The organism is Aliidongia sp. (assembly GCF_035943795.1).
Taxonomy (GTDB): Bacteria; Pseudomonadota; Alphaproteobacteria; order ATCC43930; family CGMCC-115725; genus Aliidongia.
In genome coordinates this window covers 1-10801 of sequence record NZ_DASZBY010000134.1, presented here as the reverse complement: position 1 = coordinate 10801, position 10801 = coordinate 1, and the positions used below count along the sequence as shown (strand labels likewise).

At 67.2% G+C, this 10801-nt stretch carries 14 protein-coding genes; 4 read left to right on the top strand and 10 right to left on the bottom strand.

The window, feature by feature from the left end; genetic code table 11:
* Position 1: 1 nt before the first annotated feature.
* Both VGV37_RS25780 and VGV37_RS25775 read right to left on the bottom strand, forming a co-directional pair.
* Positions 2 to 967, bottom strand: a complete 966-nt coding sequence (locus VGV37_RS25780) for a quinone oxidoreductase (protein WP_326882668.1) — start codon at positions 965 to 967, stop codon at positions 2 to 4.
* An 8-nt stretch (positions 968 to 975) separates the two neighbouring features.
* Positions 976 to 1551, bottom strand: a complete 576-nt coding sequence (locus tag VGV37_RS25775) for an XRE family transcriptional regulator (RefSeq protein WP_326882667.1) — start codon at positions 1549 to 1551, stop codon at positions 976 to 978.
* Positions 1552 to 1758: 207 nt separating this feature from the next.
* Here VGV37_RS25775 and VGV37_RS25770 point away from each other — a divergent pair, with 207 nt between their 5' ends.
* Positions 1759 to 2292: a 2,4'-dihydroxyacetophenone dioxygenase family protein gene (locus VGV37_RS25770; protein WP_326882666.1), complete on the top strand. Its 534-nt coding sequence runs from the start codon at positions 1759 to 1761 to the stop codon at positions 2290 to 2292.
* A gap of 22 nt (positions 2293 to 2314) precedes the next feature.
* On the opposite strand, the gene VGV37_RS25765 is transcribed toward VGV37_RS25770, so the two are convergent.
* Genes VGV37_RS25765 through VGV37_RS25755 form a run of 3 tightly spaced genes read right to left on the bottom strand, consistent with a single transcriptional unit; the run spans position 2315 to position 4640 of the window.
* Positions 2315 to 3007: a hypothetical protein gene (locus tag VGV37_RS25765; protein WP_326882665.1), complete on the bottom strand. Its 693-nt coding sequence runs from the start codon at positions 3005 to 3007 to the stop codon at positions 2315 to 2317.
* A 33-nt stretch (positions 3008 to 3040) separates the two neighbouring features.
* Positions 3041 to 4144 carry a winged helix DNA-binding domain-containing protein gene (locus VGV37_RS25760; protein ID WP_326882664.1) on the bottom strand — a complete coding sequence of 368 codons (1104 nt, stop codon included), beginning with the start codon at positions 4142 to 4144 and terminating at the stop codon, positions 3041 to 3043.
* A complete protein-coding gene (locus VGV37_RS25755; RefSeq protein WP_326882663.1) occupies positions 4137 to 4640 on the bottom strand; it encodes a MarR family winged helix-turn-helix transcriptional regulator in 504 nt (167 codons plus the stop codon). The genes VGV37_RS25760 and VGV37_RS25755 overlap by 8 nt, the downstream gene beginning before the upstream one ends.
* Before the next feature lie 59 nt (positions 4641 to 4699).
* Between VGV37_RS25755 and VGV37_RS25750 the strand changes: the two genes are divergently transcribed.
* Both VGV37_RS25750 and VGV37_RS25745 read left to right on the top strand, forming a co-directional pair.
* Complete coding sequence (locus tag VGV37_RS25750) at positions 4700 to 5104, top strand: GFA family protein (RefSeq protein ID WP_326882662.1); 405 nt, start codon at positions 4700 to 4702, stop codon at positions 5102 to 5104.
* 61 nt (positions 5105 to 5165) lie between these two features.
* Entirely contained in the window at positions 5166 to 6728 is a 1563-nt protein-coding gene (locus tag VGV37_RS25745; protein WP_326882661.1) for a DUF4070 domain-containing protein, read from the top strand.
* An 8-nt stretch (positions 6729 to 6736) separates the two neighbouring features.
* On the opposite strand, the gene VGV37_RS25740 is transcribed toward VGV37_RS25745, so the two are convergent.
* The 5 genes from VGV37_RS25740 to VGV37_RS25720 form a co-directional block, all read right to left on the bottom strand.
* On the bottom strand, positions 6737 to 6994 hold the full coding sequence (locus tag VGV37_RS25740) for a DUF3297 family protein (protein WP_326882660.1): 258 nt from the start codon (positions 6992 to 6994) through the stop codon (positions 6737 to 6739).
* A 100-nt stretch (positions 6995 to 7094) separates the two neighbouring features.
* Positions 7095 to 7814, bottom strand: a complete 720-nt coding sequence (locus tag VGV37_RS25735) for a transporter substrate-binding domain-containing protein (RefSeq protein WP_326882659.1) — start codon at positions 7812 to 7814, stop codon at positions 7095 to 7097.
* On the bottom strand, positions 7811 to 8290 hold the full coding sequence (locus VGV37_RS25730; RefSeq protein WP_326882658.1) for an Lrp/AsnC family transcriptional regulator: 480 nt from the start codon (positions 8288 to 8290) through the stop codon (positions 7811 to 7813). Before VGV37_RS25730 ends, VGV37_RS25735 begins: the two co-directional genes overlap by 4 nt.
* 64 nt (positions 8291 to 8354) lie before the next feature.
* Complete coding sequence (locus VGV37_RS25725) at positions 8355 to 9125, bottom strand: class II glutamine amidotransferase (RefSeq protein WP_326882657.1); 771 nt, start codon at positions 9123 to 9125, stop codon at positions 8355 to 8357.
* Positions 9126 to 9162: 37 nt separating this feature from the next.
* Positions 9163 to 9399, bottom strand: a complete 237-nt coding sequence (locus tag VGV37_RS25720) for a DUF6356 family protein (protein ID WP_326882656.1) — start codon at positions 9397 to 9399, stop codon at positions 9163 to 9165.
* A 232-nt stretch (positions 9400 to 9631) separates the two neighbouring features.
* On the opposite strand from VGV37_RS25720, the gene VGV37_RS25715 reads away from it, so the two are divergent.
* Positions 9632 to 10801: HAMP domain-containing protein (locus VGV37_RS25715; RefSeq protein WP_326882655.1), on the top strand; the 1170-nt coding region annotated here is incomplete at its 3' end.

Genomic DNA, 10801 nt, shown 5'->3' with positions numbered 1-10801 from the left:
CTCAAGGCACGAGGATGATCTTTCCGATGACCTGACGACGCTCCAGTTTCCGGTGCGCCGCCGCGCCGTCCGCGAGAGGGAAGATTTCGATGGGCGGGACGGGGAGGCTGCCGGATGTCACGGCGGCGAACAGGCGGGCGGCCCGCTCTCGTCGCGCGGTGCGGCTGTCGAGATAGGTCCACAGGTCTCCGCCAATCAGGCTCAGCGATCCGGCAAGCAGGTCCCGGGGCGCGATCGGCGGCGGGTCGCCACCGGCCATGCCGTAGATGACCGCCCGTCCGCCGGGACGCAAGGTCGCGAGGCTGCCTGGCAAGGTCGAGCCTACGGAATCGTATGCGATATCCACGCCGAGGCCGCCCGAAGCCTGGCGGACGGCGCCGACCCAGTCATCGTCATAGCCGAGTGCCGCGGACGCCCCGTTCGCCAGTGCGACCGCCCGTTTCTCCGGCGTCGATGCCAGGCCGATCACCTGGGCGCCGCGCCCCCGGCACATGGTGACCAGCATCTGGCCGACGCCGCCGGCGGCGGCATGGACCAGAATGGTCTGCCCGGCCTCGACCTTCACGCTGTCCTCGATCAGATACAGGGCCGTCAAGCCTTGCAGCATCACCGCGGCCGCCTGGCGGCACGTGATGGCGGGCGGCAGCGGGATGGCATGGTCGACCGGAACGTTCACCCGCGTCGCATTGGCAAACGGCACGTCGGCGAAGCCGACCCGGTCGCCCAGGCTGAAGTCGTGGACCCCCGCGCCGAGGCCGACCACCGTGCCGGCCCCCTCGTACCCCAAGATGTAAGGAGGCGCCCCTGCGATGACGTAGTCGCCGCGGCGCCGATAGATGTCGGCGAAGTTGAGGCCCGCGGCCTCCAGGGCGATCTGCACCGTTCCCGGTGGGATCTCCGGATCCGGCAGTTGCCGGTAGACCAGGACGTCGGCGTCCCCGAAACGGTCGAAGGCCAGGGCGTGCATGAGGGCTCCTAGATTGGCTGACGGGGCGCGCGCTTGGGAACGAGTTGGCCGCGCTCGGGGGCCGAAACGCACAGCGCGCGCGCCGGGTCGTCGCTGCCCGAAACGATGGCGTGCCCCATCCGGGCATCGAAATAGATGCTGTCGCCGGGGTGTAGTTCGACCGGCTCGTAGAGTTCGGTGTGCAGGACGATGATGCCCGACAGGACATAGATGTAGTCGTCGCTGTCGTGCCGGTCCCATTGCGCGAACGCGTCGACGGAGCGTGCCGTGGCGGTGAATTCGTAGGGAATGAAGGCCGGGCGCTTCAGGTCTCTGACCAGCAGACGCAGGCGGTAATGCTCCATGTCGTGGCGCTCGCCGTCGCCCCCGCGCACGATGCTCCGTCGTCCCGACGCGGACCGTCCGGGCGGATCGCTCAGCAAGTCCGGTAGCTCGAGCCGCAGTCCCCGCGACAGTTTAAGCAGCGCGTCGAAGGTGGGAGAGATGTCGCTGCGCTCGATCTTGGAAAGCGCCGAGCGCGACACGCCGGTTTCACGCGCCATCTGTTCCAGCGTCCAGCCGCGCTCCAGACGGAGCGATTTCACGCGAGGCCCGAGCGTGCTCTCGGAAATCGCACCCGTGCCGCGATCCGCTGCGCGCGGCTTGATTATGGAGGTTCCTGGCATTGGTCTCACCGAATTTCCCAATATGACGGCTTTGTAATGCCATTTACGGCAAATGGCAATTTTTGTGGACAAATTCTCTTATACGAGATATTTCCCGGAAATGATCAAGTACTCAGGAGGCATGCCGTGACCAAACCCCTCAACACCATCCGCGAACTTTCCGGCCATCGGGCGGTAACGCTGCCCGCTCCGTTCGGCTCGATGGACGAGTTGATCCATCACGACGTGACCGAGGACGAGCGTGCGTGGCTTCCGCTGGGTGAAAACCAATGGACCCGCCCGCTGGTCCTCAACGTGAGCCAGGGTTCCTGGGTCAGCTTGTTCAAAGGCGTGGGCGCCGGGGTTCTCGAGCGGCATCGTCACACCAACGCGGTCACCGGCGTCACGCTCGGCGGAACCTGGGGCTATCTGGAACGGGACTGGATCGCGCGGCAGGGGACCTTCATCTATGAGCCGCCCGGCGATACCCACACCCTGTTCGTCCATCCCGAGGAAGGGCACATGCTGGCGATCTTCCACATGTTCGGCCCGATCCTCTATGTCGACGAGCAGGGTGCAGTCACGGGGTTCGACGACGTCTTCACCCGCACCGAGGCCTATCTCGCCCACTGCCGCGAAGTGGGCCTGGGCGAAAATCATCTGCGATCGCTGTTGCGCTGAAGGCGTGGGGGACCGGCCGCCGCTAAAGCCGGTCGGCGGCCTCGTGCAGGGCGAAGGACAGCTTCTGGCACAGGCCGGCGAATTGGAAAGCCTCGGCGAGCGTGATCTTGTCCGAGGCCGGGCCGGCCGCCAGGGGCTGCAGGGCCGAGATCTTTTCGAACAGCGACAGGGCCGGCAGGGTCACCAGGCCCCGCTCGGTCAAGGTCCCGATCACACGCAGCGGCAGCCCGCCGTCGGCATGATGATCGCCGAGCTTGTTCGCCACCTCGGCCACGACGTTGAGCAGCTTCGCATAGGCCGAGGCGATGATGGCTTCCGGGCTCTTGGTGCTGGCCGGCTGCACGAGTGAGGCATCCCAAGGGGGCGGCATCGGTGCCGTGGGCGCCGCTGGTGCAGCCGCCGGAGGAATGGCGAATACATCAGGCTCGTCCGGGACCAGCAGCAGGGACTTGGGTGTGCCGCGGGCGGTCGATTTGCCTGCCGCCTTACCGATCGACGTGATCAGCGTGCCGGGGGCTTCGAGCTTGGCGGCCTCCTTCGTCGCGTCGCGCAGGATGTTATTGAACTTGAACTTGGCGCCACCGGGCAAGGCCAGTTCGGACAGGCGCTCGATCAGGGTGCCGAGCGACGCGCGCGTCAGGATCAGGAACACGATGACGACGATCGGCCAGGCAAAGCTCTTCGCCAGGCTCGCTATGAACGTCAGCGTATCCATTCAGCCGCTCCCGCCGCCGCGTGTCCCATTCCCCTATAGCACGGCCGGCGCCATCCAGCGCACGTCCGGATCCAGGCCCGGAGCCGCAGCGGCCAGCAAACCGGCCGCTTCGACATTCAGTGCGTCGCGTGCGTCGCCGGCCAGCAGCGCGAAAGGCGTCATCGTCACCTGCGCTGCCTTTCGGTCGGTCGCGAGTTTCCAGGTCCCGGCGATCCGGCCATCGATCAGCAGGGTCGGATGGAAGATGCCGTTGACTGTGGCGACGTGGGCGCGGTGCCGCTCGTCGAGCAACCGCCTCCGATCGGCATGGGACAGCAACAGATTGTCGAAGCCGCCGAGCAGGCGGGCGGGGGCCGGAGTCTCCGGATCGGGGTGTGGCGCCTCGGGCAGATCGAACAGGGTCTCGCCCTCCGGCCCCTGGAACCGGCGGACCCGGGCGCCCAGGTCCTCGACGATCTCCGCCACGCCGGTCAACCCACACCAGGTGCGGATATCGGCGATGCCGGCCGGACCGAACGCGGCCAGGTAGCGCAGGACCAGCGGCCCGGGCGCCGTGTCGGTCGCGAGCGGTCGCCCGAGCCAGCTCTGCGCGTCGGTCATGCGCGGCGGCCGTCCGTCGCCCCACAGCGCCGGCGGCGCCTGGACCAGGGCCGCATGATTGCGCGCGGCGGCGGCGAGGGCCGCGGCCGCGCGATCGGGCCAGCGCTGCTGCAATGCCTTGCCCAGCGCGGCGTAGCTCATCGGCTGCCCGGTGAGCAGGGCGCAGGCGGCCGCGGCGACCGCGTCGAGATCGAGCCCGGCCAGCAACCGGCCGTGGTTCGCCAGCAGGGTACGGTCGAACACCGGCTGCAGGATCGGGCGCAGCGCTCCATAGTCTCGCGCGGTCATCAGATGCAGGGTGCCGCGCATTGCGGCGGCGCGGACGACCTGGCGGCTGGTCAGCAGCCGGTCCAGGTCGGCGAACGCGAAACCGTCGAGCCGCGTCCAGAGCGCCACATAGGGCGGGTCGGTCGCCTGAGCCTGCAGGCCGACCAGCCGTTCGAGGGCGTCCGCGACCGGCAGGGCTTGGCGCCGCAGCAGCAGCTGGCGCGCGAGCGTCGCCCGGTTCAACGCCCGCAGGCTCAGCCGGTCATTCATCGCCGGCCGCCCCTCGCGTGAGGGCACCCAGCACCCGATCCAGCACGAGCCCCGCAGCCCGCAGGTCCGTCTCGCCCAGTTCCGCGCCGAGCGCGTTCGCCCAGGTGGCTTGGCTGGCCTTGATCGCGGCCAGCACCTGCCGGCCCTCGTCGGTCAGGACCAGCAGCTTCGCGCGCTGGTGGGCCGGATTGTCCTGGTAGCGGGCCAGGCCATCGGCTTCGATCAGATCGGCCAGACGCTGCACGGCCTGGCGCGTCACGCCCAGGACGCGGGCGATCTGCGCCACCGACATGGTGCCGTGGCCGGCTGCCGCCAGCACCTGCCAGCGGGCACTGGTCTGCCTGACCGGTTTGGCCAGCGCGTCGCCGGCGAGCGTCAAGTGGCCGGCCAGCCGCAGGACCAGGATTGCCAGGCCCGCGAACGCATCCCCGGCCGGCGAGCGGGCCGCGGATTGCTCATTGACAACATGTTGTCGTTTCTCTATATCTTCGATCATGACAATATGTTGTCATATTCGACAATGCTGCGCAAGACGTTCAACTCCGGGAGCCAACGATGCTGAAGACCTACAAAGGCAGCTGCCATTGCGGCGCCGTCCATTTCGAGGCCGACATCGATCTCGCGGCTGGCACCAGCAGGTGCAACTGCTCGATCTGCGCGAAGACCCGCAACTGGGGCGTCCTCGTTGCCCCCAGCGCGTTCCGCCTGCTCGGCGGTGCTGCCGACCTCACCGACTATCAATTCGGGACCAAGTGCATGCACCACCTGTTCTGCAAGCATTGCGGGGTGCGCTCGTTCGGCCAAGGTCATCTCGACATTCTGGGCGGCGATTTCCGCTCGATCGCGGTCGCCTGCCTCGACGGGGTCGATCCGGCCGAACTCGCCGCGGCGCCGATCCGCTATTGCGACGGGCGGCACGACAATTGGCAGTCGCCGCCGGCCGTGACCTCGTACCTGTAGGCCGCCCAGTCACCTTTTGTTGTTTCGCGGCCGAGGCGGAACTGGGGCATGCTCGACCGCCATGGCCGACATCGTCCTCATCAATCCGCGGTTCGAGGTCTCCTATTGGGGCCTCGAACATGCCATGCCGTATTTCGGCAAGCGGGCGGTGTTTCCGGTGGCGGCGCTGTCGCTGCTCGCGGCACTGACGCCCAGTCCGCACCAGGTGACCTTGATCGACGAGAATGTCGAGCCGATCGATTTCGACCGATGCGCGCGGGCCGACGTCGTCGGCCTGACCGGGATGAGCGTGCAGCGCTTTCGCATGCGCGAGATCCTGGCGGAGCTGAAGCGGCGCGGCCTGTTCACCCTGGTCGGCGGTCCCTGGGTGACCTTGCAGGAGGATTATTTCGACGGCCTCGCGGACACGATCTTCGTCGGCGAGGCGGAGGATACCTGGCCGCTGTTCCTGGCCGAGTGGGCCGAGGGACGGGCCGGCCGGCGCTATGAGCAGACCGAGCGGACCGACATGACGCGCGTGCCGGTTCCGCGCTTCGACCTGCTGCCGATGAAGCATTACGCATTCGGCAGCGTGCAATTCTCCCGCGGCTGCCCGTTCACCTGCGAGTTCTGCGACATCATCGTGACGTTCGGCCGGCGCCCGCGGCTGAAGACCGGCGCCCAGGTGATCGCGGAGATCGAGGCGCTGCACGCCCAGGGCGCCGAGTTCGTGTTCATCGTCGACGACAATCTGATCGGCAACAAGAACGCGATCAGGCCGGTCCTGCGCGAGGTCGCTGCCTGGCAGGAGGCGCGCGGCTATCCGCTGACCTTCTTCACCGAGGCCTCGCTGGACCTGGCGGAGGATCCGGACCTGATGGCGCTGATGTCGGCGGTCAATATCGTGACCGTGTTCGTCGGCATCGAGAGCCCCAATGACGCGGCCCTCATCGAGACGAAGAAAAAACAGAACCTGCGCGGCGTGCGCACGCTGGTCGAGAAAGTCCATGCGATCCAGGACGCCGGGCTCGAGGTCTGGTGCGGCATGATCCTGGGCTTCGACAGCGACGACAGCACCGTGTTCGAGGCGCACCGGCGCTTCCTGGCCGACGCGCGCATCATGCATTCCATGACCGGCATGCTGACGGCGCTGCCCAAGACGCCGCTTCATGCGCGCCTGGCGCTCGAGGGCCGGCTCGACCCGGCCGACCAATCGCCGTTCGGCACCAACGTCATACCGCTGCGGCTGGGCCGCGACGAACTGTGCCGCGGCTATCTGGCGCTGATGAACGAGCTTTACGCGCCGGTCGCCTATTTCGACCGTTTCGACGCGCTGTTCGTGCAGGGCCGGCTGCGCTTCAACCAGACCCGCCGGCGCTTTTGGGCGACCCATCCGTGGCGGAGCGCGCTATCGGGCGCCAAGGCGCTGGTCCAGGCCGCCGCGATCCTGGCACGGCTGCAATGGCATGTCCGCGACCCGGCGCTGCGGCGCGAATATCGCCGCCGGCTCGTCTCGCTCGTCCGGGTCCGGCGCGAACCGGAAATGCTGCTGGTCTATGCCATGAAATGCGCGATCCACGCCCATGTCCATACGCTGACCCGGTCGATGTCCGGGGCGGCCGGGGCGATCAGCAATACGTTCTGAGAGACCGATCAGGCGTCAGCCGCCGGGGTGTCGTCGCGGAAATAGGGTTCGACCACGCCTTTCAGCTTGATGGTCAGCGGCTGGCCGTGGCGATCCATGGTCTTGCCGACGGCCAGGCGCACCCAACCCTCGCTGACGCAATATTCCTCGACCGTGGTCTTTTCCGCGCCATCGAACCGGATACCGACGCCGCGCGCCAGGACGGCCTCGTCGAAAAACGGGCTCTTCGGATTGGTCGACAGGCGATCGGGCGGGGTTTCGGTCATGGCGATGCTTTCGGAACGCGGCGGATGGATGGGGGTCATAGCCGGCTGCGCCGGGAATGCCAAGCCCGCGACCTCGGGAATCTCTCTCCTGGAAGACCCTCTACCGGTACGGCGCCTCGATCCGGTCGGTGGTGCCGTCGGCGATCAGGTCGGCGATCGCATGGTTCAGGCGGGCGATGACATCGTCCGGCACGCTTTTGTTGCAGGCGAGACTGAGGGTGACCGAACGGAACGGCAGCACGACCTTGAGGTTGGCGGCACCGTGCCTGCGCTCGTACCACAGCGTGTAGACGCTGGCCGCCCACAGGTCGATGCGGCCGGCCTGCAGGCGGGTCAGGTTCAGTTCGTTGCTGTTGACCGTCTCGACCTGGAAGCCGCCGGCCTTGCGGAAGAAATCCTCGCGCGCGTCGCCCTGGTAGACGCCGATCCGGTAGCGCCTGGCGTCTTCCAGCCGGTCGAGATGGATGCCGCCCTCACTGGTGCCGATCAGCACCCAGTCGTTGCGGGTCAGCGGGCCCGCCCATTTGAACAGCGGCAGGCGCTCGTCGGTCACGGTGGTCGGATAGGCGCAGGTCTGGGGCGTGGCGAGCGCGTCGTTGTAGGCGCGCTGCCACGGCACCGGCGCGATCGACGCGGTGACGTGGCTGCGCGCCAGCGCCTGCTTCAGCACCTCGCCCGTGATGCCGCCCATCTCGCCATCGATCTCGAAGCTCTCGGGCGGCGTCTCCTCGGCTTCGATGACCAGGTCGACCGCGAGCGCGCGCCCCCCGAGGACGAGCAGCAGCAGGGCAAGGGCCGTCAGGGCCAGGGTCCGTCTCATGGCTTGAACGCGACTTCGGACAGTGGCAGGGCGGTCGTGTATTTCAACTGCTCCATAGCAAAGCTCGAACTCACGTCCAACAGGGTCGTAACCCGGATCAGCTTACGATAGACCCGGTCGTAGTGGGCGATGTCGGACACGATGATCTTCAACAGATAATCGACCTCGCCGCTCATGCGATAGACCTCGACGATCTCGGGGATCGTGGTGACGCCCTTGGCGAAGCTCTCGAGCCATTCCTCGCTGTGCTGGCTGGTGCGGATGCTGACGAATACCGTGCTGCCCAGGCCCAGTTTGCCGGCATCGAGCAAGGCGACCCGGCTCTTGATCACCTGCGCCTCTTCCAGCGCCTTGACGCGGCGCCAGCAGGCGTTGCTGGACAGGCCGACCGCCTCGGCCAGTTCGGCGATGGTGACGTCGGTATCGCTCTGCAAACGCGCCAGAATGCGTGCGTCCGCCCGGTCGAAATCTACCATGGGTGTAGCCCCGTGCGGGATGAATTCAGCCCATCATAGGGTGGTCTGGGAATCTTTCCACCGATCAGGCTGCAACCGGGCAAAGCGCCACGCGCTGGTCTGGCGCCGAGATCAGGAAATGATTGGCCGGCACGCGGTTCCAGCTCTGCGCCTCGCCGTCGAGCGGTTCGGACACGACGACGGTCGTGGCCCCGTCCTGGCGCCAGTAGAGGCTGGGCGGTTTGTCGTCGCTGGCATAGCGCACGGCGACGACCCGCCGGCCGTCGCTCAGGGCCGCTGTGAAGCGCAGCGGCTCGTCGATCCCGGCGGCGGCCCGCTCGTCCTCGATGTCGACCAGCACGGCGCGCAGGGCTGCGACCGGGTCGCGTTCGATGCCATGGCGGAACAGCAGGTAGAACGCAGTCTCGCTGTCGGTCGTGCCGGCGCGGAACGGGTAGAGTTCATCGGGGATCTTCGCTTCGAGCCGACGGCGCAGCCGGTCGAACCCGCCGATCTGGCCGTTGTGCATGAAGAGCCACTTGTCATAGGCGAACGGGTGGCAATTGCTGCGCGCCGTGTCGGTGCCGGTCGAGGCGCGGACATGGGCGAAGAACAGTCGGGCGCGCAATTGCCGGGCGAGCGAGCGCAGGTTGCGGTCGTTCCAGGCCGGCAGGGCCTCGCGATAGAGGCCGGGGTCGGCATGGTCGCCGTACCAGCCGAGCCCGAAACCGTCGCCCTGGGTGGCACAGACCGACTTGCGCGCCGCCAGGCTCTGCTGGACCAGGGAATATTTCGGTTCGAACAGCAGGCTGTCGAGATAGGCCTCGGGCCCGAGATAACTCAGCCAGCGGCACATGAACGGGCTCCGGCGCGAAAGGTGCTGGGGAACGGGATCAGGAGCGGGCGGCTTCCGCGACCGTGCCGCGATGGCGGTTGGCGACCATGCGGTCGTGCAGGTGGCGTACCGCCTTGCTGCCGGTCTTGGTGAAAGCGCCGGGGATGATCGCATGGACCAGGCAGGCAAGGCCCGCGGCCAGCATCGTCACGCCGAAATAGCCCGCGACCTGCAGATGCTCGAAATAGGTCTCGTCGACCGTGCGCGGGTGATCGAGGAACAGTTTGTCGAACATGGCAACTCTCTCGGAAGGGCGTCGGAGCGGAATGGAGCCATTCTAGGTCGGTCCGGCCCGCAACAATTCCCAAACTCTTGCGCCACAGCCGGCCGTCCTGGGAGATTTTTGGGGTACAGCCGGGATCGGTGGGAAATTTTCGGGCACGTACCTTTGCTAAGTGAATCCTAAGCATCGATGTTCGATGCTGGGAGGAGTCTGCATCAAAAAAACCTACGATACGGGAGGTCTCATGGACCGCTTCGGCAATATCTCGCTCCGGACTTTGCTCTGGATGCTCATCGGAACCATGGGGCTGCTGCTGGTGATCATGAGCGCCAGCGCTCTGGTCGACGCGGTCGCGCGCAGCGCCAATGCCCATCGGGTCGAAACGGCGAGCATCACGTCCAAGCATCTGTTCAAGGCGCTGCTGGGCATGCGGAACGAGCGCGGCGCCGAGATCGGCGGGCTGGTTGGTGAAGGGCCGATCACCGCAACGACCGAGGCCGACGTCGTTCGTCTGCGCGGGACCGCCGAAGAAGGTTATGCCGACGGGCTGAAGGCGCTGAACGACCTGGCACTGCCTGAGTTGGCCGCCCCGGTCGCCCGTCTGGTATCGACCCATGACGCGGTCGTCGCCATGCGGCCCAAGGTCGATACGGCGATCCACCAGGCCAAGGCCGCGCGCGACGGCAGCACGGTGCAGGACTGGCCGAAGACGTCCCAGGCCTATCTCGACGGCATCCTCGGCGCCAGCGACCCGCTCGAGGCCTCGCTGAAGCTGGTCGATCCTGTGGTCGACCATTTCCTCAACGTCAAGCGGGCCGCCTGGACGACCCGGCTCAACTTGGGCCTCGCCTCGCTCGTGGTCCAGTCGGCGGTGGCGTCCGGCCAGGCGATCGCGCCGGCCGATGCGCTCGCCTGGTACCAGGACATGGCGCGCGCTTCGGCCGCCTGGGTCGTGGTGACCGAGGCCGCCGCCCGCAAGGATGCGCCACAGAGCCTGGTCGCCGCCGTCGCCAAGGCCAACGGCAATTTCTCGGGTCCGGTGTTCGACGGGCAGAAGGCGCTGGTCGAGGCGCTGGCGTCGGGTCAGAAGCCGACCATGGCGATCGACGACCTGCGCAAGCTCAATACCGAATATACGACCTATGCGGTCGACGCACTGAACGTCGCGCTCGACCAGATGGTGGCGCGGGCGGATGACGAGGCGGGTCGTGCGACGCGCAACCTGGTGTTGGACACGTTGCTGCTGCTGGCGGCGCTCGGCCTGTCGGCGGCGGGCTTCCTGGTGGTGCGCCACCGGGTCAGCGCGCCGATCCTCAGCCTGACCGCGACCATCGGGCGGCTGGCCCAGCAGGATTTCGCGGTGGAGATCCCGGCCAAGACGCGCGACGACGAGATCGGCCGCATGCAGGAAGCG

Bases quoted from the DNA above. Each gene is read 5' to 3' on its own strand.
- VGV37_RS25780 (WP_326882668.1), bottom strand. From the start codon at position 967: ATGCACGCCCTGGCCTTCGACCGTTTCGGGGACGCCGACGTCCTGGTC.
- VGV37_RS25765 (WP_326882665.1), bottom strand. From the start codon at position 3,007: ATGGATACGCTGACGTTCATAGCGAGCCTGGCGAAGAGCTTTGCCTGG.
- VGV37_RS25760 (WP_326882664.1), bottom strand. From the start codon at position 4,144: ATGAATGACCGGCTGAGCCTGCGGGCGTTGAACCGGGCGACGCTCGCG.
- VGV37_RS25755 (WP_326882663.1), bottom strand. From the start codon at position 4,640: ATGATCGAAGATATAGAGAAACGACAACATGTTGTCAATGAGCAATCC.
- VGV37_RS25750 (WP_326882662.1), top strand. From the start codon at position 4,700: ATGCTGAAGACCTACAAAGGCAGCTGCCATTGCGGCGCCGTCCATTTC.
- VGV37_RS25745 (WP_326882661.1), top strand. From the start codon at position 5,166: ATGGCCGACATCGTCCTCATCAATCCGCGGTTCGAGGTCTCCTATTGG.
- VGV37_RS25740 (WP_326882660.1), bottom strand. From the start codon at position 6,994: ATGACCGAAACCCCGCCCGATCGCCTGTCGACCAATCCGAAGAGCCCG.
- VGV37_RS25735 (WP_326882659.1), bottom strand. From the start codon at position 7,814: ATGAGACGGACCCTGGCCCTGACGGCCCTTGCCCTGCTGCTGCTCGTC.
- VGV37_RS25730 (WP_326882658.1), bottom strand. From the start codon at position 8,290: ATGGTAGATTTCGACCGGGCGGACGCACGCATTCTGGCGCGTTTGCAG.
- VGV37_RS25725 (WP_326882657.1), bottom strand. From the start codon at position 9,125: ATGTGCCGCTGGCTGAGTTATCTCGGGCCCGAGGCCTATCTCGACAGC.
- VGV37_RS25720 (WP_326882656.1), bottom strand. From the start codon at position 9,399: ATGTTCGACAAACTGTTCCTCGATCACCCGCGCACGGTCGACGAGACC.